The organism is Spongiibacter taiwanensis (assembly GCF_023702635.1).
In the GTDB taxonomy this organism is placed as follows: Bacteria; Pseudomonadota; Gammaproteobacteria; order Pseudomonadales; family Spongiibacteraceae; genus Spongiibacter; species Spongiibacter taiwanensis.
Genome location: NZ_CP098455.1, coordinates 1824030 through 1849065 on the forward strand (window position 1 = coordinate 1824030; position 25036 = coordinate 1849065).

At 59.1% G+C, this 25036-nt stretch carries 22 protein-coding genes; 8 read left to right on the plus strand and 14 right to left on the minus strand.

What is annotated here, in order from left to right:
• Positions 1 to 11: 11 nt before the first annotated feature.
• The 4 genes from NCG89_RS08410 to NCG89_RS08425 form a co-directional block, all read right to left on the minus strand.
• Positions 12 to 287 (minus strand): cytochrome C oxidase subunit IV family protein, encoded by a 276-nt coding sequence (locus NCG89_RS08410; protein WP_251089299.1) that lies wholly within the window; start codon positions 285 to 287, stop codon positions 12 to 14.
• Complete coding sequence (locus NCG89_RS08415; protein ID WP_251089369.1) at positions 284 to 868, minus strand: cytochrome c oxidase subunit 3; 585 nt, start codon at positions 866 to 868, stop codon at positions 284 to 286. Before NCG89_RS08415 ends, NCG89_RS08410 begins: the two co-directional genes overlap by 4 nt.
• 95 nt (positions 869 to 963) lie before the next feature.
• A complete protein-coding gene (locus tag NCG89_RS08420) occupies positions 964 to 1734 on the minus strand; it encodes a hypothetical protein (RefSeq protein WP_251089300.1) in 771 nt (256 codons plus the stop codon).
• A 358-nt stretch (positions 1735 to 2092) separates the two neighbouring features.
• Positions 2093 to 2743 (minus strand): TetR/AcrR family transcriptional regulator, encoded by a 651-nt coding sequence (locus tag NCG89_RS08425; RefSeq protein WP_251089301.1) that lies wholly within the window; start codon positions 2741 to 2743, stop codon positions 2093 to 2095.
• A 342-nt stretch (positions 2744 to 3085) separates the two neighbouring features.
• Between NCG89_RS08425 and NCG89_RS08430 the strand changes: the two genes are divergently transcribed.
• The 3 genes from NCG89_RS08430 (at position 3086) to NCG89_RS08440 (ending at position 6168) form a co-directional block, all read left to right on the plus strand.
• Positions 3086 to 3706 carry a TetR/AcrR family transcriptional regulator gene (locus NCG89_RS08430; protein WP_251089302.1) on the plus strand — a complete coding sequence of 207 codons (621 nt, stop codon included), beginning with the start codon at positions 3086 to 3088 and terminating at the stop codon, positions 3704 to 3706.
• Between the two features lie 96 nt (positions 3707 to 3802).
• Entirely contained in the window at positions 3803 to 5239 is a 1437-nt protein-coding gene (locus tag NCG89_RS08435) for an SDR family NAD(P)-dependent oxidoreductase (RefSeq protein WP_251089303.1), read from the plus strand.
• Entirely contained in the window at positions 5236 to 6168 is a 933-nt protein-coding gene (locus NCG89_RS08440) for a TIGR01777 family oxidoreductase (protein WP_251089304.1), read from the plus strand. The genes NCG89_RS08435 and NCG89_RS08440 overlap by 4 nt, the downstream gene beginning before the upstream one ends.
• Before the next feature lie 258 nt (positions 6169 to 6426).
• Here the strand turns inward: NCG89_RS08440 and bamJ are convergent, their stop codons facing one another.
• Positions 6427 to 7149 (minus strand): BamJ family beta-barrel-assembly machinery protein, encoded by a 723-nt coding sequence (gene bamJ, locus NCG89_RS08445; RefSeq protein WP_251089305.1) that lies wholly within the window; start codon positions 7147 to 7149, stop codon positions 6427 to 6429.
• A gap of 166 nt (positions 7150 to 7315) precedes the next feature.
• Between bamJ and NCG89_RS08450 the strand changes: the two genes are divergently transcribed.
• Positions 7316 to 8167, plus strand: a complete 852-nt coding sequence (locus NCG89_RS08450) for a hypothetical protein (RefSeq protein WP_251089306.1) — start codon at positions 7316 to 7318, stop codon at positions 8165 to 8167.
• On the opposite strand, the gene NCG89_RS08455 is transcribed toward NCG89_RS08450, so the two are convergent.
• Positions 8164 to 8676 (minus strand): TIGR02444 family protein, encoded by a 513-nt coding sequence (locus tag NCG89_RS08455; protein WP_251089307.1) that lies wholly within the window; start codon positions 8674 to 8676, stop codon positions 8164 to 8166. The genes NCG89_RS08450 and NCG89_RS08455 overlap by 4 nt on opposite strands.
• 36 nt (positions 8677 to 8712) lie before the next feature.
• Here NCG89_RS08455 and NCG89_RS08460 point away from each other — a divergent pair, with 36 nt between their 5' ends.
• Both NCG89_RS08460 and NCG89_RS08465 read left to right on the plus strand, forming a co-directional pair.
• Complete coding sequence (locus NCG89_RS08460; RefSeq protein WP_251089308.1) at positions 8713 to 10602, plus strand: ATP-binding cassette domain-containing protein; 1890 nt, start codon at positions 8713 to 8715, stop codon at positions 10600 to 10602.
• Between the two features lie 10 nt (positions 10603 to 10612).
• Positions 10613 to 11239, plus strand: a complete 627-nt coding sequence (locus NCG89_RS08465) for a class I SAM-dependent methyltransferase (RefSeq protein ID WP_251089309.1) — start codon at positions 10613 to 10615, stop codon at positions 11237 to 11239.
• 18 nt (positions 11240 to 11257) lie between these two features.
• On the opposite strand, the gene NCG89_RS08470 is transcribed toward NCG89_RS08465, so the two are convergent.
• Together NCG89_RS08470 and NCG89_RS08475 are read right to left on the minus strand one after the other, a co-directional pair.
• Positions 11258 to 11959 carry a 2OG-Fe(II) oxygenase gene (locus tag NCG89_RS08470; RefSeq protein ID WP_251089310.1) on the minus strand — a complete coding sequence of 234 codons (702 nt, stop codon included), beginning with the start codon at positions 11957 to 11959 and terminating at the stop codon, positions 11258 to 11260.
• A gap of 65 nt (positions 11960 to 12024) precedes the next feature.
• Positions 12025 to 12921 carry a hypothetical protein gene (locus tag NCG89_RS08475; protein WP_251089311.1) on the minus strand — a complete coding sequence of 299 codons (897 nt, stop codon included), beginning with the start codon at positions 12919 to 12921 and terminating at the stop codon, positions 12025 to 12027.
• A 95-nt stretch (positions 12922 to 13016) separates the two neighbouring features.
• Between NCG89_RS08475 and argA the strand changes: the two genes are divergently transcribed.
• Both argA and NCG89_RS08485 read left to right on the plus strand, forming a co-directional pair.
• Positions 13017 to 14324, plus strand: a complete 1308-nt coding sequence (gene argA / locus NCG89_RS08480) for an amino-acid N-acetyltransferase (protein WP_251089312.1) — start codon at positions 13017 to 13019, stop codon at positions 14322 to 14324.
• Positions 14324 to 15055: a 16S rRNA (uracil(1498)-N(3))-methyltransferase gene (locus NCG89_RS08485; protein WP_251089313.1), complete on the plus strand. Its 732-nt coding sequence runs from the start codon at positions 14324 to 14326 to the stop codon at positions 15053 to 15055. Before argA ends, NCG89_RS08485 begins: the two co-directional genes overlap by 1 nt.
• 14 nt (positions 15056 to 15069) lie before the next feature.
• Here NCG89_RS08485 and NCG89_RS08490 read toward each other — a convergent pair whose 3' ends face one another.
• The 6 genes from NCG89_RS08490 to pilG form a co-directional block, all read right to left on the minus strand.
• The gene (locus tag NCG89_RS08490) at positions 15070 to 15540 is read right to left on the minus strand and encodes a chemotaxis protein CheW (protein ID WP_251089314.1); all 471 of its coding nucleotides are present in this window, start codon (positions 15538 to 15540) and stop codon (positions 15070 to 15072) included.
• Complete coding sequence (locus NCG89_RS08495; RefSeq protein ID WP_251089315.1) at positions 15533 to 21268, minus strand: hybrid sensor histidine kinase/response regulator; 5736 nt, start codon at positions 21266 to 21268, stop codon at positions 15533 to 15535. Before NCG89_RS08495 ends, NCG89_RS08490 begins: the two co-directional genes overlap by 8 nt.
• A gap of 21 nt (positions 21269 to 21289) precedes the next feature.
• Positions 21290 to 23323: a methyl-accepting chemotaxis protein gene (locus NCG89_RS08500; protein WP_251089316.1), complete on the minus strand. Its 2034-nt coding sequence runs from the start codon at positions 23321 to 23323 to the stop codon at positions 21290 to 21292.
• Between the two features lie 45 nt (positions 23324 to 23368).
• Complete coding sequence (locus NCG89_RS08505; protein WP_251089317.1) at positions 23369 to 23905, minus strand: chemotaxis protein CheW; 537 nt, start codon at positions 23903 to 23905, stop codon at positions 23369 to 23371.
• Between the two features lie 7 nt (positions 23906 to 23912).
• A complete protein-coding gene (gene pilH / locus NCG89_RS08510; RefSeq protein WP_251089318.1) occupies positions 23913 to 24275 on the minus strand; it encodes a twitching motility response regulator PilH in 363 nt (120 codons plus the stop codon).
• Positions 24276 to 24488: 213 nt separating this feature from the next.
• The gene (gene pilG / locus NCG89_RS08515; protein WP_251089319.1) at positions 24489 to 24881 is read right to left on the minus strand and encodes a twitching motility response regulator PilG; all 393 of its coding nucleotides are present in this window, start codon (positions 24879 to 24881) and stop codon (positions 24489 to 24491) included.
• Between the last annotated feature and the right edge of the window lie 155 nt (positions 24882 to 25036).

Genomic DNA, 25036 nt, shown 5'->3' on the forward strand with positions numbered 1-25036 from the left:
CCGGCGCGACCTTACTGCACCCCGGAGATAAACAAACCCAAAATCCCCAAAGTGACGACGGCGGTCCAGGCTTCAAATACCATTCGGAGCGGCCAGGGCGCTTCTTTCAGATCCATAAAGTGGATCAGCACCAAGCGGATTTTAAAGGCGGCAATACCAATACTGCCTACCGCCGCCACCGTTGGCGTGAACGCATCTTTAGACAAAAACCAGGTTGTAATCACGCTGGCAGCGACAAGCAGGGCCCAAACTACCGTGGCCGAGCCACCATAAGCATTTAGTTTCATAAGGCTTTCAGCAGATAAAGTAAGGGAAACAACATAATCCACAGCAAATCGACCATGTGCCAATAAATACCACCGGCCTCGAGATGGGCAACATTATTAGCATTGATTCGGTTGCCACGAGCGCGAAGATAAAACACTAAAAGCACGACAGAACCGCCGATAACATGCAGCAAGTGAATCCCGGTCAAGGCAAAGTAAAACATGAAAAAGTCATTGGAGACTGGGGTAATCCCCGCCCCAAATTTGGCGCCATATTCAAACACTTTAGACACCAGAAAGCCGACACCAAACAGCAGGCCGCCGAGCAGGAACCGGGGAACCCGGTCGTAATCACCGACCTTCGCCGCCTGCACGCCGCGGACCACCAGCCAGGAACTGGTCAGCAGAATCAGGGTATTGATCCCGCCGATGTCCTGGTTAAGGAGAAGGCGGGACGCTTCGAAAGTCTCCACTGCCTTTGCCCGTTCCATCATAAATGACATGAACAGCACGGCAAAAAAGAACATATCTGCGCCGACAAACACCCAGACACCTTCAACGCCTGGGATACGACGCTCTTTAGCTGCAACCACAGAACTCATAATCCACACTAATTATTTTGGGGGCAGGGGTCGCCGCATAGCTGGCTTCGCCCCGGCGGGGCTACTGTCGATCCTGCTAAACGGCGATTGAGGCACTAAGCCGTTGCCGAAGCACCACGAAGACCGGCACTCACTGACTCACTGGCCTTTTCCTCAGCTTCCAGACGGTACACCGCTTTGATCACGTAGATCGACATTAACACAATCCAAATGTACCACGTGGGGAAAGCCACCCAAAAGTTAAACAAACCGTGGAAAGCAAACGGACCGGTTTTGAAGAACGGGATCAAGCTTACCGGGAAGAACGAGGCCACGGTGACAAAACCCCACCAGCTAACATAATTGGGCACCAGTTTCTTCTCGCGCTTATCGCGCATGAAACACACAGAACAGGCGATAATCTGCCAGCTGGTCACCATGTAGGCCAAATCAATGATCATCCACGCGCCCATATAGAGCATTTGAATGGTCTCTGGTGCCAGCGAGTCAACCAGCAAGCCGCCGGTCAGCCACAGGCCACACGCGACAATAATGGGGCAGCAGGTAATGGTTGAACCCAGCATTTCGATGTTGGACAGCATTCCCTCTTCACCGTCCTCAATACGGCGCATCACCCGAGATACAGCCGCACCAAACGTCATGTAGCAAGACCCGAGAACAATACACACGGACATCCCAATCAGGATCTCCATCTGCAAGTTTTTATAGTGTTCCCACATGCCCTCTGCAGAGGTGGATGCCGCCATCGGCGGAAAGTTTCGGGCCAACAGCCCCCACATAACGAAGAAGCCAATAAAAAATATTGGGCCAGACCATGCCATCAATTTCCACATGGCGTACTGGCGCGGTACAGGTTGAGCGGCCATAACAGCGTCCTCACGATAACTATTTTTTTCAGTTGCGACCCGCCCCATCGGCGCAGCCATCAAGCGGCAGCGATTGAGAGCGTCAAGTCACCAGCGTTCAACATTGGCGCGGATTGCCAAGCCCCAGTCCCATTTATTATTTCATCCACAACAGGCATCTGGACCGCCTGCTTGCAATCAGGGAGGGATGCAAACCGACCCCTAATTTAGTTCTTATTGAAAATTCAGTCAACAAGGGCGTCGACGAATGCTCGACCACACAGGCGCTCGATGCCCGGCAAAATATGTGAGCAGGTATGCTAAAGCAGGAGACCACCCTATTGGGCAGCCATGCAAAAAATATAAGGAGAGTAAAGATTTAGGCGCTGGCGAGGTAGCTCATCACCAGCGAGTGAACCGTCTTACGGACGACTCTTGCGGAACTCTGCGAAAAGCGCAAATGGGCAACCGTGTGCGCCATCCCCATCACAACCCGAGAAGCATCGGTAGCATTAATTGTTGCGCTGATCGAACCATCGTGACGACCATCGAGAATCATCTTACGCAGCTCGCTGGTCGCCTCCCGATAAAACTCCATGTACAGTTCCCAGGTGAAACCCCGGGTAAAACCACTCCACTCCAACCACACGGTCACATAGGGGCGCTTGTCGTCGATAATCTTCTCGAAGGCGAGAAGAATTTGTTCGATCCGCTCGTACGCCGGCAGGTCGGAGCGCTCTTGTTGAGGCTTGATCAGCGACTCGACAAAGAAAGTATGCAGCTCCTTTAGCACTGCCTCCTGAAGAGCCTCAAGAGTGGGAAAATAATGAAACACCGTCGGTATCGAGACATCTGCTTTAAATGCAACATCGGTATGCTTGGCGTTGATTAGACCGGTTTCCGAAAACACCTCTATCGCGCAGTTCAATATTTGTTGACGACGCTCTTCTGCAGGCATACGACGCGCCCGCTGACGGGGAGTCGCTACTGCTTTTTCAGTCTGCGGTTCTGGCGAAGAAGGCTTACCCATGTGATCCCTTGTTGGTCTGAAAGCCGGGATAGCCCGCCTCAAACTCTGCTGTCTCGCACAAAAACCGGGAGTATAGCAAATACTGGTGGATCGCCATACGCGAGCCAAATTGCCACAACATCGGTGCGGGAATTGGGAATTCCCTACAGCGTTGAGGTAACATCCTTTGACGACTAAGATACGTCACCACTGCCCCGCCCAAGGACCGACACACCATCAGCCAGGCGAGGTGAACAATAAAAATGATCAACGAGCCCGTACCCCTTGAGCAAGCAAACTAAATCCGGCACTCCGCGGCCACGACAGCCGAGACAATCCCGAGAGTATCGCCAACAGGAAATTTTGAAGGCAGCCCGAGACGTATTTGAACGGCGCGGCTATGAAGATGCCACCATTTCCGAGATCGCAGACAGCATCGGTGTTGTCGAGGGCACCGTCCTTCATTATTTCCAGAACAAGCGGACGCTGATGGCGCGGGTCATCGAGAGTTGTTATGAGGAAAACCTCGATTCTCTCGAGAAGGGAATTTACGCCATCGACGGCGCACGCAACAAACTGCGCTACGCCATTCACCTGCACATGGCCTACCTGTTTGACAACGAAAACCTGTGCTCCGTCATTTTGTGTGAGTCCCGGGGCTCACACCTCGAGCTGCTGGAAAAGGTCCACGACTTCAACCGCCGCTACACTAACTGCGTGATGAAGATCGTAAAAGAGGGAAAAGCATCGGGCGAAATCGCCGCCAACATTCCCGCCACGCTCGTTCGCAATGTGGTATTTGGCACCACCGAGCACTACCTTTGGGACGCATTGTCAGGCAACCGAACCCGGGAAAGCAGCCTGGAAATTGCGGACATGTTGATTGCACTGATTTTTGATGGCGTCGCCAAAAGACCCGAGCAAAACCTCGACCAGATCCAGGGTTTGATCGGCAAGCTGAACCGCTTACTTCCAGAGGACTAAGCACGTCAGTTTTTCTTGGGCCCACCCCGCTGAGGGCTGATCCAGCGCCATTTCCCCTTGCGTAAACTCACTCAGGCACGCAACTGGGCAGCAAACATGAAACACACACTGGAAGAGCGCATCGTCGTACCGCGATCCCTGCAGGAATGCTTTTCCTATCTGGCCGATTTCTCGACCATCGAGCAATGGGACCCCGGCGTCTCCCGAGCCGAAAAAATCACCCCGGGGCCGGTCGCGCCGGGCACGACCTATCGGATCTCCCTCAATCTGCCCCTGGGCCAGAGCACGATGATCTATCGCCAGAAGGTCATTAGTCCCCACCGGCGCCTGCAGCTGGAGGGGAGCGGCAAGGGTATCCATGCCCTGGATACCCTAGACTTTCAGGCGCTCGGCAACAACCAAACCGAAATCCGCTACCGAGCAGAGCTGACCCTCAGCAGTCTTTCCGGCTGGAGCAAACCGGTAATGCGCCCGGTACTGCAACGCATTGGCAGGAAGGCGGCGGCGGGATTAACCACTGCCCTCACCCCAATGGCACCGCCCACCAAAATTCGGCCTGGCGAGCATCTCAAGCATCGCCTGGTGCTTTGCAAAATGGCGGACTTTGGCAAGCGCGGTTACCAGAACATGCCGCAAAAATCTCACAGTTACCGCCTGGACGGCAAAACAGCCGTGGTGACCGGCCCAACCTCTGGTCTGGGTCTGTCTGCCGCTTGCGAACTTGCGCGCCTGGGCGCACATCTGATTCTGCTCGGCCGCGACAACCAGCGGCTGGCAGCAGCGGCGGAGACGATCAGCGACACGGCCGGCGTACCGTCATCCAGCGTGACAATCTACTGCGCCGACCTGGCCTCCCTGACAGATACCGCCGCTGCCGCGGCCGCAATCTGCAAGCACACCCCGCAGATCGATATCCTGATCAACAACGCGGGTGCGCTGTACGATCATCGCCAGGAAAGCCCCGATGGCAACGAGCTCAGCATGGCGGTCAATTTGCTGGCCCCCGCGTTACTGACAGAGCATCTCGAACCGAGCCTGTGCCCAACCAGCAGAATCATCAATGTGGTATCGGGAGGACTCTACTTGCAAAGCCTCCACCTCGACGATATGCAATTTCAGCGCACCGAATTTCGCGGCACCAAAGCCTACGCCCGCGCCAAGAGGGCCCTGCTGACACTCACCCAGCACACCGCCCCTCACGCTGACTACCTCAGCTTTGCCATGCACCCCGGATGGGCCGATACCCCAGGAGTCGCCAAATCACTGCCGGCATTCAGGCAGAAATTGCTGAGCCAACTTCGCGACAATCGGATGGGCGCCGATACCATGGTCTGGCTCGCCAGCGACCCAGGCTTATCTCGACAGCATTGCGGCCTGCTCTGGTTCGACCGACGCCCCCAACCCGCAGCAATAATCCCGGGCAGCGCACCACGGTCAGAGGAGGTAACGCAACTCGTCAGCTGGGTGGCCGAACGCCTCGCCCCCTTCGCGTCAATGAAGGTCAATCATCAACTCAGGTCGAAAGCATCATGACGGAAATTGACACCCAAACAGCAGACTGGATTCTGGTCAGCGGCGCCAGCGGCTTTATTGGTCGTGCGCTCTGCGCGACATTGCAGGCAAACGACTACGGCGTGATCGCCTTGAGCAGAAACCCCGGCCGAACCCAGCAACTGCTCAAGGATCTCGCCCCGGAACGACTGATATGCTGCGACCTTTCTGCGGTGGCAAATCTGCGACCCAAGGCCATCATTAACCTTGCGGGTGCCAACATTGCAGCCCGGCGCTGGAGCGCTCGCCGAAAGCAGACGCTGCGGGATAGCCGCATCAAACTGACCGAGACGCTGATGGACATCGCGCAAAAACATTGGCAGGACTGCCTGACGCTGGTCATCAGCGGCTCTGCCATCGGCTACTATGGCGACGCAGGCGACACTGAACTGACCGAATCCGCGCCGCCGGGGGGCGATTTTGCCGCCACATTATGCCAAGACTGGGAAGCCGCCGTCCCCGACGACGGCAGATTCCGCCGCGCCATCCTGCGCCTGGGAATCGTCCTTGGCCCGCCCGCCGACGGCGGCGCCCTGGCGACCATGCGCCTGCCATTCGGCCTCGGTCTGGGCGCCACCTTTGCCGGGGGCGCTCACTGGCAGGCCTGGATTGCCCGCGAGGACGTTATAGCCGCCATCTTGCATATCATGGACCATCGCGCCCTTGCCGGGCCCTTCAACCTGGTCGCCCCAGTGCCGGCGACCAATCGGGAGTTCACCCTCAGCGTGGCCGCCGCCCTCGGCCGCCCGGCATTTTTGAATACCCCCAAAATCGTCACCCAGGCATTATTCGGCGAAATGAGTACCCTGCTACTTGCCTCTCAGCGCGTTATTCCCGAGCGCCTGCTCAGCAGTGGCTTTACTTTCCGCTACACCGCCATTGATGACGCCATGAAGGCCGCACTTCACTGAATGCCGCCCATTCCTCACGGCGTTATGGCAGATGTCTCACACCAACTAACGCATATCTCCGATGATGCAAACAAGCGGAGTTGTTATTCTAACCAACGTCAGGGATGACATAGGTGCGACACGGATGTCCTGCACCGCCCGATCGGCACGGATTGCTGGTCACCTTGGGTCTTCGTAGCAATAAAAAAACCGGCGCATGCGCCGGTTTTTTTATTCTGGGCTCAATGGAATCGAACCCATTCTGGAAAGGACTGGCGACTATTTCGCCGCGCCTTCTTCAGCTTCTTCATCAACCACGTCAATCAGCTCGACCTCAAACACCAACGCGGCGTTTGGACCAATCATCTCGCCTGCACCACCCGCGCCATAGGCCAATTCAGACGGAATAAACAGCTTGTACTTGGCGCCTTCCGACATCAACTGAAGGGCCTCGGTCCAACCGGGAATGACACCATTCACAGGAAAGCTTACCGTTTGGCCGCGGTCGTAAGAACTGTCGAACACGCTACCATCCAGCAACGTGCCGCGGTAGTGCACTTCCACCATGTCTTCCTCGCCGGGCTTATCCCCTTCACCTTCTGCCAAGACCATGTATTGCAGGCCGCTGTCGGTGGTGACAACACCCTCTTTCTCGGCATTTTCGGCGAAGAAGGCTTCAGCTTCCGCCTGGTTTTTATCGCCCAACGCCTTGGCTTCGGCCTGGCGGGCAGCCATTTGTTTCTGCTGGTAGGACTGCAGGGTGCTCATGATCTCTTCGTCGGTCATTTTGAGATCACCACCGGCGAGGGCATCTGAGACCCCGGCGCTAAACGCATCTACATCGAGAGGGAGGTCGTCGCCAAAGCGGGAGCCAATGTTCACGCCAATCCCGTAACTGACTTTCGCGATTTCAGAATCCAGTTTTGGCTCGGAATCCTCGCCGCCGGTACAGCCCACCAGAAGACCAGTCGCCATTGCGACGCAAAACAGTGATTTTTTCATGTAACTCCCTATTATCGAAAAGAATCGGCAGTGCCAACCGAGTAAAGGACAACAGTCTGCCACAAGCGTTCCCCCATAGACACCGGGGGATAGAATCTGGTACACAAGAAACAAATTCGTATAATCGAGCCTCATGGTATTCAAACTATTTTCAAGGTCTAACAGCATGGTCCGCAATAATAAAAAAAGCGATACCAGACTTGATCCGCTTGCCGAACTAAAGCAGCTTCAGTCTCGCCTGGACAATCTCAGAGACAAACACGTTGATACACTCGAAAAGCAGCTGCAAGACATTGAAAAGAAACTGGAAACGCTGAAAACCAAAGCGGACAAAAGCCGCGCCGCCCTCGATGCCGCAAAAGAAAAGGTCAGTGCCGCCAAGGACGCCAGCCCCTCTATAAAGAAGCGTGCCGAAGACGCCGAAAGCAGAGCCAAAGCCACCTTTGATGAACACCAGCAGGCATTGGCACAATTGCGCAGCGAGGGGATCGCCTTAAAACTGGATATCCGCCGGGAGCGCGCCGTTTTAAAAGCGATGCAGGCCTCCCTTAAAGCAACGCCGGCCAAGCAAGCCAAGCCCAGCAGTCAGCCGGAAAGCAAAAAAACCAGCGAAAAGTCGCCATCGCCGACGAAAACCACCACAAAATCCAGCGAACCAGCAACCAAAGCCAAAGCCAAAGCGATACCAAAGAGCACGCCAGTGAAAGCAGCCAAGAAGGCTACCCCCACGGCGAAGGCCGCAATAAGCACCACTCCCGCCGAGGCAGCACCGCGGTCACCGGCGCCCTCACAAGCCGCTGCCGCAAACCCGCCCGCCCCCGTGGCCGATGAGGCGAAAACGGCAGTCGCCAAGCCCGCCAAACAGACGCCGACCACTGAGCGAGAGCAAAAAGTTGTACCCGCGCCAAAGGCGGAGCCACCCATCCGGCAGCGAAGGGCAAATCGACGCATGAGCGACATTCCCAGCCACCCGGACAAACCGGAAGACCGACTGGTCAGCCTATTTGACAAGATTTAATCGGCGGGCTTGTCGCCAATTCGGCCGGCACTGTTGAGCAACGAGGCCAAGCCCAGCAAACGCTCCTGCAAGCCCCGGTCATCGGGCGGAACGCACACCATCAGCGCCCCTTCCATGTCCTCGGCCATCTCGCCGTCGAGTTCACGCAGCTCTTCCAGGCGCTGGCCGATGTGGTCTATCTGCCAACGCTCGAGGGCAAGCTCGGCAGATTTCAGCGACTCGTAAACCGCCGGGGTCGCAATACTTTTGGCCCGGCGCCGCATATTTCTGATCGGCAGGATAAAATCCCGGCGCAAGTCAGCAGACTCGGCGCGCAGCTCAGTAAAGATGAGCCGATTCCAGGCCAGCCTGTACTGACTGCAAAACCCGGCCGCCAGCAAGAGCACGACATCCAGATTGCATTCGTCCTGGAGCCGCAGGCATTCGCTTTCCACCCCCGGGTACTCATAAACCCGGGAGCAATAGGCCCAGAGCTTACGAGAGAGATTTTCTTTTGCGCCGGTCTGCATCAGCTCTTCGCTACCACGCTATAATCCTGCCCCATCATGATTGAACTCCAAGACCTCAGCTTACAACGCGGCGGCAAACCTTTGCTAGAAGAGGCGAGCCTGCGCATCAATCCCGGCGAGCATATGGCGCTGGTTGGCGCCAATGGCAGTGGTAAATCCAGCCTGTTCATGCTGTTAAACGGGCACCTCCAGCAGGACCAGGGCCTCTGCGCCATCCCCAGCCAGTGGCAAATCGCAGAAATGAAGCAGGAACTCGACAGCAGCGAGCGCCCGGCCCTCGATTATGTCATGGATGGCCACCGGCGGTTCAGAGAGGTGGAGCGGGAATTGGCCAGCTGCCGCAGCGACACCCGCCTGGCCGAGCTCCACGCCGAGCTGGATCTGATCAAGGCTTACCAGATTCCCAGCGACGCCGAGCGCCTGCTACAGGGGCTCGGCTTCAAGCAGGAGGACCTTCGGCGCCCCGTCAACAGCTTTTCCGGAGGCTGGCGCATCCGCCTCAATCTGGCCCAGGCGCTCATGTGCCCCTCCGACCTGCTGCTGCTCGACGAACCTACCAACCACCTCGACCTCGATGCGAGCCTGTGGCTGGAGCAGTGGCTGCGCCGCTACCCCGGCACCCTGCTATTGATTTCCCACGACCGGGATTTCATCGACGCCTGCTGCGACTTTGTTGTGCACCTGCAGCAGCAAACGCTCACTCGCTATCGCGGCAACTACAGCGCCTTTGAGCGTCAGCGCGGCGAGCGCCTGGCCCAGCAACAACAGGCCTATGAGAAGCAACAAGCGGTCCGCGCCCACATGGAAGATTTTGTGCGCCGCTTCCGGGCCAAAGCAAGCAAGGCAAAACAGGCCCAGAGCCGCCTAAAGGCCCTGGAGAAAATGGCGGAAATTGCCCCGGCCCACGTCGACTCTCCATTTAAATTCCAGTTTTTGCCGCCGAAGCAATTTTCTGACCCACTGCTGACCTTGTCCCAGGCCCAGCTGGGCTACGGCGACAGCGCGATCCTTAAAAACATTAATCTCAGCCTGCACCCCGGCAGCCGCATTGGCTTGCTGGGCGCTAACGGGGCCGGTAAATCCACCTTGATGAAGGCCCTGGCGGGCACAGTCCCGACACTGTCGGGCCAGCGCCAACAGGGTGAACACTTTTATGCCGGCTACTTCCACCAGCACCAACTGGAGTCGCTGGATCTGGCCGCCAGCCCTATTTTGCAGTTGCAGCGTTTGCGGCCCGAGGCCCGCGAGCAGGATATCCGCAACTTCATCGGCGGGTTTAATTTCCACGGCAAGCAGGCCGAACAAAGCTGCGAGCACTTTTCGGGCGGCGAAAAGGCCCGCCTCGCGCTGGCCTTGATCGTCTGGCAACGCCCCAACCTGCTGCTGCTCGACGAGCCCACCAACCATTTGGACCTGGAAATGTGTCAGGCCCTCACCGGCGCATTGCAAAACTTTGAGGGCGCCATCGTGGTGATTTCCCACGACCGCCACCTGCTGCGCAACACCGTCGACGAGCTGATTCTGGTCGACAATGGCCGGGCGGAGGCCTACGAAGGCAGCTTGGACGACTACCGGCAGTGGCTCCTGACCCGGGAGCGCGGTACCGACGACAGCGACCCGCAACCAAGCTCTGCTCCCAATGTAGACAAGAAATTGGCCCGCCAGCAGGCCGCCCAGCGGCGCCAGCAATTGGCGCCGTTGACCAAGCAGATCAAACAGCTGGAAAGCCAGATGGCCAAGTTCAGCCAACAGCTCGCCGATCTGGAGCAGCAACTGGCCGACCCCAGCCTGTACGAAGCCGCCCAGAAAGAGCAGCTGAAAACCTTGCTGGCTACCCAGGCATCTCTAAAACAGCAAAACGAGGACAGCGAAGGTCAGTGGCTCGAGCTTCAGGAAACGCTGGAATCGATGGAAGCCGAGCTGTGAGGTTGCGCTAATGCCCTGCCCCCTCGCTCCGCTGGGTATCGACATCAACAGCGTAAAAGGCTTTCTCAGCGCCAACGAAGGCGAAGCGCTTTACCGGGCAGCTGCCCAGGCCAGCACAGTGGGTCCGGTGTTGGAGGTGGGCAGCTACTGCGGAAAATCCACCCTCTACCTCGCCGCTGCCTGCAAGGCACATAACAATCTGGTTTATGCCGTGGATCACCATCGCGGTTCTGAGGAGCACCAGCCCGGCGAGCTGTTCCACGACCCCAGTTTGTTTGACAGCGACGCGCAGCAGGTCGACAGCTTCAAACACTTCCGCCGCAACCTGCAAACCGCGGGTCTGAGCGACTACACCGTGGCCATCGTGGCCAGCTCGTCTTTGGCGGCCCAGCGCTGGCAAACCCCGCTGGGCATGCTGTTTATTGACGGTGGCCACAGCCTCAAGGGCGCGCTGGAGGACTACCGCAGCTGGGTCTGCCATCTGCGCCGGGGCGGTTTGCTGGCTATTCATGACCTGTTCGAGCATGCCGAAGAGGGCGGCCAGGCACCCATCGCGATTTATCGCCTGGCGCTGGCCTCTGGGCTATTTGAAGCGGTGGATCGCTGCGACAGCCTGGGCATATTGCGCCGACTGTAGCCGACCCAACGCCCGAGGCTACCTGGGCGGATCGAGGTGCTGGTTGAGACTGTTATTCACCCGGAACCACCCGGCTATGCTGAAGCGGTTGCGCCTCGCCGCGAGCACCTCATGGGGCACCTTGTCACTGAGAAAGACCACCAGGGTCCCCATCAGCGGGTTTACCCGGTCCACCACTTCGTCGCTGTCGCCATAGATCAGCAATTGCCCCCCATCGGCTTCCAGCCAACCGGGATTCAGGTAGAACACGGTCGACAACACCCGATTGCTGCGTCCCTTGAATGCATCCAGATGCTTCTTGTAAAACGCGCCGGGCTGATAGCGGGCAAAATGGGCCTCGTAGTCAAACAACCCCAAGAACAGGCGCTGATTCAGCGCCCCGCGCAACTGCTCCATCCAGTCGAGGTATTGCCTCTCCGCCCCATCGGCATCAGACAACCAGTGAATTTCGTCGCTGCGCACAAAGGGGTTGAGCAGGTAATCCCCTTGCCGCCCGACCCCCGCCGAGCGGAACTGATCATCGTCAAAACGCGTCACCCGCAGCAGTAAGTCGGCGGCTAGCGCCGGCGGCAACGCGTCAGGCATAACCGCGTAGCCCTCGGCAGCCAAGGCGTCAGCCAACTGATCAAAAATATCAGCGGAGGAAGGAAGAACAGAAAGCAGATCAGCGGACACCGGCGGCACCCCAGAAAAACCGGTATTTAGGGGCAAATCAGCCAAGCTGTCATATGCTTTTTTAGGAATTTTTGCCGCTGACAGGGCAGCAAAAATGACTGGAGCGCCGCCTAGCGCAGCATTCTCAACACCTGAACCAAGTCGGGGATAAACTGCAGGTAGGCGCCCACCCGCCACAGACGGTCACCGAGCGGTGCGCGAATTTCCCGGTGAACCGCATCAACCATTTGCAGCAGCCGACGCCGGGTTCCCCAGCGATTAAAGCCGTATTCCAGAAACGGCGATATCAGTGGTGTCGCGGCGATGGCCACCGCAAAGCCGCCAATGGCGCCGCTCACGGCAACCCAGCCCGGCACCCCAAACCAGCTCGCCCACAGCGCCGACAGGGCGCCCTGCTGACTGAGATAGGCACTGCTCGCCAGAGAAACACCCAGCACTGAAGCACTGCCAAAGGCAATTTTGTCGCTCAAACTGCGCCCCAGCAAACCCAGGCCGAGAAACATCAGGAACTCGCGACTGTTGTCGTGGCGTTGCCCCCATTGGGCCACCGCCAGGTGCAGCCGGCGCAGGGCCTCATCGGCATCGTATGGCGCCAGCTCGGCTTGCAGCTGCGCAATGGCATCGGGGCGATAGTCGGGATGACCTTCCAGATGAAACAGCAGCTTTTGCTGCAGCCCCGGCAAGTCTAATACCTCCCTAGCCATAATCTCGGCCACCGCCTGCTCTTTCCCTGTCAGGGGACGAGGGCCACGGCGACCACTCAGCACTTGCCAGAGACCCCGGGGCAAGGTCAGCAAATCCGCCGGCACGTCCCGACGGTGCTGCCAATGCCGTTTCAACACGCTGCCCAGGGAGGCGAAATGATGGTGGTAGGCCTCATCCACCCGCTCGCGCGCTGCTATGAAATGAGCATCGAGCATCGCCAGCATATCGGCCCGCCAGGCCTCCGCCGCTGCATCTGCTGCCACGTCTGGCGGCGCCGTCGACGAGCCCTCGGTATCAGTCACTCGCCCGCTCCGCTGAGGCGCACATAAAAATGCCTTGTAAGCCTCTGACATTGAACACAAAATAGGCCCTTGATCACCGAACTTCCGGCTCCGTTATGTCTGAACCAACCGATTACGTTAAGTGGTTTCGCAATTCGGCTCCCTACATTAACGCCCATCGCGGCAAAACCTTTGTCTTGATGATTGGCGGGGAGGCAGTTGCCCACCCGAATTTTGCCAATATTGTGCACGACATCGCCCTGCTTAACAGCCTGGGCGTGCGGCTGATACTGGTTCACGGTGCCCGCCCCCAAATCGAAGGGCGGGTTGCGGAGGCCGGGCTCGAAAGCCAGTTTCATAACGATTTGCGGGTCACCGGAGAAGCCGAGCTACACTGTGTGACCGCGGCCACAGGGTCTTTGCGGGCGCAAATCGAAGCCCTGCTATCGATGGGGGTCGCCAACTCGCCCATGCACGGCGCAGCCATCCGGGTCTGCAGCGGAAATTACGTTACCGCACGGCCCATCGGCGTGGTGGATGGCGTCGATTTCAAGCACACCGGCATGGTGCGCAAGGTGGATGCCAATGCCCTGCAAACCCAACTCAATAACCAGCACATTGTGATTCTCTCGCCACTAGGCTACTCCCCCACCGGCGAGATTTTTAACCTCACCTCGGAGGATGTCGCAGTCCACACGGCGGTGGCATTGAAGGCCGACAAGCTCATTTTGTTCACTGAAAGTGACGGCCTGATGGACCTCGATGGCGAGCTGGTCAGGCAGTGCGAGTTCCGGGATGTTGACCGCATTGTCAGCGAGCGCAGCGAATTGCAGCGCGACAGCATTGTGCAGGCAGTGGTGGACGCCGGTGACATGGGCATTGATCGCTGCCACTTGGTGTCCTTCTGCGAAGATGGCGCGTTGCTGCGGGAGCTCTACACCCGCGACGGCGCGGGCACCCTGGTCACCCAGGAGCACTACGAGCAAATGGTAACGGCCGACATCGACGACGTCGGCGGTATTTTGGGCATCATCGAGCCGCTTGAGGCCAAGGGAGTCTTGCTCAAACGCTCTAGAGAGCTGCTCGAGAACGAAATAGACCACTTCAAAATTCTGGTTCGCGACGGCATGGTCATCGCCTGCGCCGCCCTCTACCCCTACCCGGAGCAGGCCACCGGCGAGATCGCCTGCGTGGCCACCCACCCCGATTATCGGGGCGCCGACCGGGCCGAACGCTTACTCGAACAGGTTGAGCGGGAGGCCAAACAGCGGGGCCTGACTAGTGTTTTCATTTTGACGACCCAAACCGCCCACTGGTTTCAGGAGCAGGGCTACGTCCAGTGCACCGTTGACGACCTGCCGCCGGCGAAGAAGCAGCTGTACAACTTTCAGCGCAATTCCAAAGCCTTTATTAAGACCCTCTGATGCGCATCCCGCGAATTTATACCGCCGCCTCACTGAGCCCCGGCGAACACGCGCTGGACAGCCGGGCCGCGCATTACCTCGGCCAGGTGTTGCGGATGAAGGCGGGCCGCAACCTGGTGTTATTCAACGGCGACGGGCTGAACTATCCCGCGCAAATTACCGAGGTGAGCAAGAAGGGCGTGCAGTGCCGGGTCGATCCGCCGAACGCCTCAGCGGAGCCGCCTCCCCCGCTATTCATTGAGCTGGGCATTGCCATCTCCAAGGGGGATCGCATGGACCTGGTCATTCAGAAAGCCACCGAGCTGGGGGTCAGTCGCATCAGCCCCCTTACCAGCGAGCGGGTCGACGTCAAACTTAGCGGCGAGCGGCTGGAGAAAAAAGCCCAACACTGGCAACAGGTGATGATCAGCGCCTGCGAGCAAAGCGGCCGCAACCGCTTGGTAGAACTCGCGCCCCTACAGCCTTTGGACCAGTGGCGAGACAACTTGCGCAGTGAACGCAAGCTGGTACTCCACCCCACCGCCGCCCAGCGCCTTGGCGGCGACAGCCCAGGCCCTGCCAGTGTTGCCCTGCTGATCGGCCCGGAGGGAGGCCTCACCGACGACGAGGTGCAGGCCTGCCTGAACCAGGGCTTTGCCGGGCTTCAGCTGGGGCCGCGGGTCTTGCGTACCGAAACGGCGCCGCTGGCAGCCATCAGCATTCTGCAATTCTGTTGGGGCGATATGGCCTGAACCGGCCGGGGAAATTACTCCAGCGCCTCGGCCGGAGAGAACGCATCTAGCAGGCGCTGCTCAATCACCGCGCAATCGGGCACCATCAGCGTCGCCCCTCCGAGCCCAACCCGGCTATGGCAGGCGGTCGGCGCGTCACCCTCGACCTGCAGCAAATCGTCGGCACCAATGTGGACCACCTGGGGCACCGCCGCCAGCGCCAGGCCGTAATAGGGAAGCTGCCCGGGGTGGTGGAGCCCCCGAAGAATAGCCACCTGACGCAGCGCCAGATTGTTGGGCATGCGGCCCGCCAACAAGCCTTCAAAACTCATCACCGGAATTTGCGCTTGCCGCCAGTCCATCATGCCCAGAATAAAAGGCGAAGATATTGCCGAACTGAGCTGGCCTGCCAGCGCCACTTCCACAACATTGGCGTTGGGAATAATCAGCCCGCCACTTTGCAACGGCAATAGCAAGCACGGCAGGCTTTGGGGTAATTCATTCATTGGCGTTTACCTGAACAGCCTGACTGACTTGGCTAATGGCCTGCAGCAGCTGGGTCTCCTGGTAGGGTTTACCCAGAAATTGCTGGACACCCAGGGCATCGGCGCGCTGCCGGTGTTTTTCGCCGGTGCGCGAGCTGATCATAATGACCGGAATATCCTGGGTACGCGGGTTACCCCGCAGACGCACCAGCACTTCAAAGCCATCCATCCGCGGCATCTCAATATCCAGCAGCACCACATCCGGCAGGCGTTCTATATCCTGCACCAGAGTCACCGCTTCCATCCCGTCCCGGGCCAGCAGTACATCCATTCGTTGGCGCTCGAGCAGGCGCGAAGTGACCTTGCGCACGGTGACCGAGTCGTCCACCACCATCACCAGAAGATTACCGCTGACGGGCTGGGCGGGCAGCCTGGCGTCGTCGCCTGCTTGCAGCCGGCGGGCGGAGTCGGCCCGAATGGCGGCGAGCATATCCAGAATGACCACCACCTGGCCGTCCCCCATCACCGCCGCACCAGACAGCGCCGGCACCGAAGCAAATTGCGGCCCGAGTGACTTCACCACGACTTCCCGTGATCCCATCAGCGAATCCACCTGAACCGCCGTTGGTGGCTCAGCATTACGAATCAGCAGCACCGGCTTCAGGTCTACCTGCCCCTCCAGCTTGGGTGTGGCCTGGCCCACCAAACCGCCGAGATAACGCAGGTGATATTGCTGGCCAGCATATTCAAACAGGTGGAGGTCGTCCTGGTAGTAAACCTCCAGCTCGTACGGGCTGACCCGCACGATCCCTTCAATGTTGTTGAGGGGCACCGCATACGGCTCGCCGGCGGCACTGACCATCAGGGCCCGGTTGACCGACACCGTAAAGGGCAGGCGAACCTCAAAGCGGGTGCCGCGACCGGCCTCGGTGCGAATATCAATGGTGCCGCCCAGCTGTTTGATCTCGGCGCGCACCACATCCATGCCCACACCCCGCCCGGATATCTGGGTCAGATTGCTGGCGGTACTGAAACCGGCATGGAAAATGTACTCCAGCAACTGGCGCTCACTGAGGACTGCATCCTCGGTGATCAGCCCCATCTTCAGGGCCTTGTCGCGCACCGCCGCCAGGTTGACCCCGCCGCCATCATCGCTGATCGCAATCACCACGTCGCCACCCTGGCGATCAAAGCGCATGGCCACTTCGCCGGCCGCCGCCTTGCCCGCTGCCAGCCGCGCGGCCTCGGGCTCAATCCCGTGGTCAATCGAGTTGCGCAGCATGTGCTCCAGGGCCGGAATAATCCGCTCCAGCACCCGGCGGTCCATCTCGCCGTCGGCGTTATACACCTTAAACTCCACCCGTTTGCCCAACTCACTGGCAAGCTGGCGGACCCCGCGACGCAGCCGGGGTACCATGCGGGAGAAGTGAACCATCTGGGAACGCATCAAGCCTTCCTGAAGGTCGGCATGAATCCGGGATTGCTGCAGCAGCAGGGTTTCCATGTCCCGGCTCTTTTCCAGCAAAGTGCTGCGCAGGTCCGTCAAATCCGACGCCGACTCCAGCAAGGAGCGGGAGTACTGTTGCAATTGGGAATAGCGGTCAAACTCCAGCGGATCAAAGCCGTCAGCCCCCTCGCTGCCAACCTGCTCCTGGCGGAACAGAATCTGGGCCTCGGTCTCCATATCCATCCGCCGCACCTGATCCTGGAGGCGCTCGACGGTAATTTCCATTTCTTCCAGTGACGCCTGAATTTCGCCAACCTGCTCTTCGCTCCGGGCGCGAGATATCGAGGTCTCACCCGCCAGGTTGATCAGCCGTTCCAGCAACTGGGACGAAACCTTGATCATTTCCTGGGGACCGCGCAGCGGCGCCAGCCCCGTTCCCTCTTCCTCGCCACCCACCAGCAGCGCGTCGCTTTGCTTGGGCTGTGCTTTGGGCGCAAACGCCTTCGCAAAATCGAATTCAGCCAAATCGCTGTGGCGGGCCTCGGGCTCGGCCGAGACCGGTGCGACAGACACTGACGCGGGCTGTCTGGCCCCATCGACCATCTGCACCAACTGATCCTGGTACTGGTTTAACTGCGCCAGCAAGGCCGGGTGATCTTGTTCACTTTGCCCGAGCGCGTCGGTAATCGCCGTCTCAAATTCGTGGCTGACATCCCCCAGCGCAGACAGTCCTGCGAGCCGGGCCCCGCCTTTGAGGGTATGCAGGCTGCGCTGAATTTTATCCAGCGCGCTCAAATCCTGGCCATTCTCTGACCAGCTGTGAATGGACTGGTCGATGACCTCAAGCAAATCACCCGCTTCCTCCAGGAAGACCTGCAGGATTTCAGGATCCATATCGTCATCGAACAGGCCCGGCGTCATCTCAGCCACCCGCTCAGGCGCCGTGTCGGGCACCATCTCGGGCGCTATCTCGGACATAGTCTCGTCGACGTGAAGCCCATCACCGTCAGGCTCGACAGCATCCGCCGGCAGCGCGCTGTCCACATCAATGGTGGTCACATCCACCACGTCGGCAGCCTCGGTTTCATCAACCTCTTCCACCGGAAACAGGGGTGGCTCACCGCTTGTCGCGGGATCAAAATCGCGCATCCGCGCCAGCAGCTCGGCGTTTTCGCTGGGGGCCTGTTCAGCGGCAATCTGATTAAGCTGCTCGACCAATTGATCGACCGCCTCAGCGGCCAGGGCCGTTAGCGCGTCGGCAACCGGGTCTTCGGCATGACCCAGTAAAACCTGCAAGGCGTGGCTGAGTTCGGCAATCGCCTCCGCGCCCATTTCTTCGGCGCGATAGGCAAAGCCCCCCAGTCCCGGCGCGATGCGACGCAGCTGTTCCGCAGAGCCAATCTGACCACTGGCCAACTGGTCGCCAATAAGCAGCAACTCATCACCAAAACTGGCCAGAAAACTGTTCAACGCGCCCGGTGCAAGCTGCCCTTCCTGGCTGTTGTAGGCTGACATTTCTGCCTGAGACAACATCTCGGCCGACAACTCTTCCAAGCGTTGAAGCAGTTCAGCCGGGGTGCGCAAGGCGCTGAGGGGTTGCCGCCGCAGGGATTCGGTGAGGCCGCGGCTATAGTCAACCACGTCCTTCATCATCGCGATCAGCGCCTCGTCGGCGGCGATCCGCATGGAGCGCAGTTCCTTGACCAAGCCCTCAAGGGGTGTGACCAGGTTGGCGATCGCCCACACCTCGGCCATGTTCGATGCACCCTTCAAGGTATGCAGCGCCCGCTGAACCGCGTCGGTCAGGGTTACCGGGTAACTGTCTACCTCCGCCAGATACTCTTCGAGCAGCGTCAGGTGGGTGTCGGCCTCATTAATAAAGATCCCCAGCAGGCTGTCATCCGCCGGCGGCTCCGACAGCACCTCTGGATATTCGATCGCTTCCTCAGGTGCCGCTTCGCCCTCGGGCGCGTCGCCGTCCTGTGCGGACACGAGCGGCAGCACTGTGGCCTCCTCCGCGGACAGCGCCGGAGACTGCTGCTCGGTGAGGACTTTGGCCTCTTGAATCAAGGCATCAAGCTCGCTGCTGCCGGGGCCAAACAAGCCCTGCCGGAACGCTTGCAACAGGTCTGGCGTCAGCGCCGCCGCGGCCTCAACCACGGCCAAGCGGGGCCCATCCATGGCAAAGCGGCCATCGATCACCCGATTGAGCATGTTTTCCACCGCCCAACCCAGCTCACCAACCTGATCAGCCTGCACCATGCGGCCACTGCCCTTCAGGGTGTGGAAGGCCCGCCGGACGTCAGCGAGGGTGTCGGCATTATCGAGCTGGCCATGCCAGGCGGGCAGTAACTCCGCCAGGCGCGCCAATACCTCGCCCGCCTCTTCCAAAAACACCTCGGCGATTTCCGGGTCGACCCCATCGGGGTAGTGATGTAGCTGACCAGCCTCACCTTCCGTCACCGCCTCGCCAGATGACGCCTCATCAAATGGGGGCTGGGCTATTTCAGCTGCGGGCTCGTGAATCTGGTCAGGGGCCGCATTCGCTTCGTCGCCGGCCCCGGGCGCCGCTTCGGTAATGGCTCCTGTCTCTGCACCGACCTCGCCCTGCCCTTGCGGGGGCAGCTCGGCCGGAGCAAAAACCAGCTCCGCTATACCGTCTGCAGCACTCAGAGGATCACTCACGGGGTAACCGAGGCGAGCAACACATTCCTCGGCCACGGCCATCAGTGCACCGTCTTCCGCATCAGAACTGCTGACAATGCGCTCGAGGTAGTAGTCGATTGCGGCTATCGCGTCTGCCAGCGCATCAAGCTCTTCCCAACCGGGCTGGAAGCCGGCTTTCAAGAGCCTTTCGTCGATGAACACCAGACAGCGCGCCAAGACCGCCGCCGGGCGGTTCAGCTCGGCCAGGTTCAAGGCGGCAACCAACTGGGCTAGCTGTGCGGGCAGCTGACCAATGGTATCGAGGGTAAATTTGTCGGCGACAAAACTGAGCAATTGCTCCTGGGCATCGGCCAACACCTCCCGGCTTTGAGCAGACAGCGCCTGCAGGGCCGAATCCAACTCCAGTTGCGCCTCGGGATCACTGCGGAACAGGGTTGTGCGGGGAAGTTCTCGCTCAGCGGCAAGAGTATCCGCCAGCAGTACCAGGGTTTTGGCCGCGTTCTGTTGCTGCTCGACGGCCAGCTCAGCGCCGAACAGCGGCGCCATGGCATCAAGGGAGTGAAGCACTTCCCCGGCACCAATGATCGCCAAGGCGTCCGACATTTCCCGCAGATCAAAGCGCCCCGGATGAAACTCGCCATTCTCCAGGCGCTCGGCAAGCAAGCGCATATCGGCGGCTATACCCGCGGCCACCTTAGTGAGGGCCTCCGCGGCCGCCGCATTCTCCAGATTAACGTCGCGGTCGGCCAACACCTTGTCCAACACAAACAGGCGCTGAACCTCAGTGACAAAACGAGATTCGCCCGGCGAACAGGCGACGTAAAACAACACATCTTTAATCAGCGACTGATTCAACGGCGCCTGAGCCGCTTCGGCGCCCAGCTCGGCAAGCAGCCCCAGGGCCGAGCCCAGCCGAACCATAATGGCATCCACCGCACTGCAACTGACTACTGACTCATTCGCCAGCCCCTCAAACAGCGCCAGCGAGGCCAGCCACAGCGATTCTTGGGGCGTGCCCGCGCACAGGCGGGTGGCCCGGCCGGCGACTTTCGCCATGTAGGTCACGCTGTTTTCCGGCGCTTCGCCGCGTTCCCAGGCGGCCAGGGCCAGGCGGTACATTTGCCGCAACTTCCCCGCCAACTCGATAAAACTCGTGTCGCTTAAGTCGGCAGGGCGCTGACTGTAATTCAAAGGGTCTTTGATTTCGGGGGTAAACAGCAGTGTTGACGATAACAGCGGCCGGTCCATCACCGAGCGCAGTTCGTTAAACATAATCATCAACGACGCCGGCAGCTCCCAGCGCGAGCGACGCAAGCGAGCCAGATAGGCCGGCACCTCATCGCATAAGACCTGCAGCACCTGAATACGCCGGAGCCGCTGCTGCTCGGTCAGCGCATTGTCGTCGAGGTTGGCGACGCATTCGGCCATTTCATTGAGCAAGCGCTGCGCGCCGCTAAATTCGATCATCCGCAGGCTGCCACGGGCCTGAAGCAACAAACCCTCAGCCCGCTCCAAGGCAATATCGGCAGCGGAGTCGTGCAGATACTCCCCCAATGCCGACGCGCACTGGGCCAGGTTGGCGGCGATTTCGCCGGCTACCCAGTCAAGTGCGACATAATCCCGATGATCAATCATGAGTCGCTCCGGCAGCCCCGATTAGCTGCCCTGCTCCGGCAGCGTGAAGCCCGCTACCGAGCTGCGCAGGTCGTTGGTCATTTCCGCCAGGGCACCAATCGAGCGCGCGGTTTCGGTGGAACCTGCCGAAGTCTGCGAGGTAATCTCCTGGATAACTTTCATCGTGCTGGAAATTTGACCAGCCGATTCCGCCTGGTCCGCCGCCGCGCTGGAGATGTTCTGGATCAGTTCCGCCAGTTCCTGGGAAACCGTCTCGATTTCGGTCAGGGCCGCGCCCGCGTCCTGTGCCAGGCGGGCACCGCGAACCACCTCGGAGGTGGTTTGCTCCATCGAAATAACCGCCTCGTTGGTGTCGGACTGGATCGTTTTTACCAGCGCCTCAATCTGTTTGGTCGCCCCGGAAGAACGCTCCGCAAGGCGCTGTACCTCGTCGGCAACCACCGCGAAGCCCCGGCCGGCGTCACCGGCCATCGACGCCTGAATCGCCGCGTTAAGTGCCAGAATGTTGGTCTGGTCAGCAATGTCGTTGATCAAGGATACGATGTCGCCGATCTCCTGGGAGGACTCACCCAGTCGCTTGATCCGCTTCGACGTTTCCTGGATCTGCTCGCGAATGTTATCCATGCCTTTGATCGTATTCTGCACCACCTCGGCGCCGGTATTGGCGATGGCTACCGAGCGCTGTGCTACCGCGGCAGAGTCCCGGGCGTTGGAGGATACCTTGTCGATACTCACCGCCATTTCGGTGATCGCCGCCGACGCACCGGCTATTTCCTGGGCCTGGCTCTCTGAAGCCTGAGCCAGGTTCAGGGCGGTGGACTGTGACGCCTGGGCCGCAGAGGACACGCTCACGGCGGTATCGTTAATCTGCGAAACCAGTACCCGCAGCTGGTCAATGGTGTAGTTGATCGAGTCGGCAATGGCACCGGTAAAATCTTCGGTAACCGTGGCCGAGGTGGTCAGGTCCCCGTCGGCAAGATCCGCCAGCTCGTCCAGCAGACGCAAGATCGCAGTCTGGTTTCGCTCATTGGTTTCGGCGGTTTCACGCAAACGCTGCTGGGCATTCTGTACCGACTGCCAACCCAGCAGGCCCAGCGAGATCACGATCAGGCCAACAAATAGCAATGCCGTTAGCACCGACAGGGGTCGCTTGTCTTCCAATGCGGCGATCGCCGCCGACAATTGGGTACTGATTTGGGTAATCTGAGGGACATCCACCACAATGGCGTTAGCGGCCTGGGCCGAACGCAGCAACTGAGGCGAAATCGCGAAAACCTGCTCCATCGACTCACTGATGGTGGCGTAGCTTGCCACCATCTCGCTCAATAGCGCCCGTGCCCGCGCATTGTTCACGCGCTTCACATTCAGGCTGCTATCACCACTGAGCATGGCCGCCTGAACACCAGCAAACAGCGAGGTATCCTCTTTAAACTGCTGAGCCGCCTGTTCGGCACCCGCATCGCCGGCAATGATCCGGTCGATGTTGCGGCCAATTCGCTCGGCCAGCCAGATCTGGCGTTGGGCCACGGCAACCTGATCAGCATCGCCACCATTGCTCAGCAGAATATCGACAACTTCGCCGTAACCGCTTTGAATGGAGGGCAGCAGCTGATCCAGCTGATCGGCAACCATGTTCAGCAACACAATCCGGTCGCGGTTTCCAATGATCGTTTGCACCGAACCATCGAGTCTGGCCCAGAGCTGATTCAACTCGCTGATTTCCTCGGCCAGCATGCCCGAGGGCGAGGGCAGCTCGCGACTGCCTTCACTGAGTTGCTTGCGCACCGCATTAAAGTTCGCACTGGCGCTGGCGAGTTCATCAAAGGCGGTAGCAGAACCTGACGCCGCTTCCCGCGAGCTGTTGGCAATCTGCTGCGCGTACAGTCGCATCTCGCCGCTGAGCTCCAGATAGCGCTGATCGTAGCCCGCATCCCGAAGAATAATGAAGGTGTTCAGGCCCGCACCCACAAACCCGATGAGGATCAGTATGACCAGCACACTAACCGCCCGGTTTGTTCGCAGTCGCGTCAAGGCGCCCTGATTGAATGTTTTCATTTACCCCAACTCCAGCAGGTTTGAATGTGTGAAATAACCGGCTGCCTAGGCGGCAACCTGGAAAAAATCTCTGTCGTTCAGCAAGCGGTTGGGGCGAAAGACCAGCCACTCACGATCGCCCTGGCGGTAACTGCCGCGCAAGTACTTGCCCAAAGCCGAATCCGACGGCCCCTCGCCATCGGCATACAGACTGCTGTCAAAGTGCTGCATGCCCAGCACCTCTTCAACAATCAGTCCGGTATAAATCTCGTCCCGTTCCAACACCAGGACCCTGCCCCGCAAGCAAGGCGCCATGCCCAGAAATGCACTCAAATCAATTAGCGGCAGCAGACGGCCACGCACATTAGCCACCCCGCGCACCCAGCTCTGCACACCGGGGAGACGGGTCGCTAATGGCTCGTGAAGCACTTCAGTGATATCGCCCATCGGGGCAACGCAGTACTGGCCGCCGACACGAAAACCGATGCCACTCCAGGCGGAGGCGCGATTGTCACGTTGGCTCGGCAGCGACAGCTCGGCCGCCTGAGCCAGTGCGGCCATTTCGCAGAGGTAGTGAAAGGAAGTGTGTGCTGAGTCGCTCACCGTCTGTTCAGCCCATTACCGAACGAATCTCGTTAATCAGGGCGCGGGCATCTACCGGCTTGGTCAAGTAGCCTTTCGCTCCCTGACGCTGCCCCCACAGGCGGTCTGTTTCCTGATCTTTGGTGGTCACAATAATGACGGGGATACTGCTGGTGTCGGGATCCCGACTCAGTTGGCGGGTGGCCTGAAAGCCGTTGAGCCCCGGCATGACAATATCCATCAGCACCAAATCGGGCTGCTCGGCCTTGGCCATCGCAACGCCCTGCTCGCCATTTTCGGCGGTGAGCACCTGAAACCCGTTTTTATTGAGGATTTCAGTCATCTTAAAAATTTCAGTGGGCGAATCGTCAACAATCAAAACCCGCGGCATTCTTTCCTCCAAACTACCGGCACTCTCGGCGTTCCGCCTAGGCGGCTCCGCCGATTTCCATGGCGCCTGCTGCGCCTTGCATTAAGACTTCGCACTGCATCAGGGCCGCCCCTAATTGCCGAAAGGGTCACACTGACCGGGCTGGACCGAATGGGGCTACCACCAACGAACGCGAATCGTCTCACATGATAACAAGCATGTTGTTAGCAAGGATTATGCCTGAGCCTGGGAGACGTGGGCATTGATGGCATCGAGCAGCTCGACCTTGCTGAAAGGCTTGGTCAAATACTGATCTGAACCAACGATCCGCCCTTTTGCCTTGTCGAAAAGACCATCTTTACTTGACAACATGATGACGGGAGTCGATTTGAATTCACTATTATTCTTGATGAGGGCGCAGGTTTGATAGCCATCCAGCCGGGGCATCATGATGTCCACAAAGATGATATCGGGTTTGGTGTCTGCAATTTTGGCGAGGGCATCAAAACCATCGATTGCGGTCACCACGGTGCAACCTTCTTTTGCCAACAAGGTTTCTGTGGTGCGACGGATAGTCTTACTATCGTCAATAATCATCACTTTCAGATTTGAAAAATCGGCATCCATTGGTTTCGCCCTTAACGATCAGCTGAAAATACTGGGTTGCGGTCCTTCAACGACTACTGCGATGTCTTTATGTCAAAGCAGCCAACCGACGGCTCATCCGTCTCAGGCCGCCTGCCACCCGCAGACACCTCACCCCGAAACCAACTTCCATACCG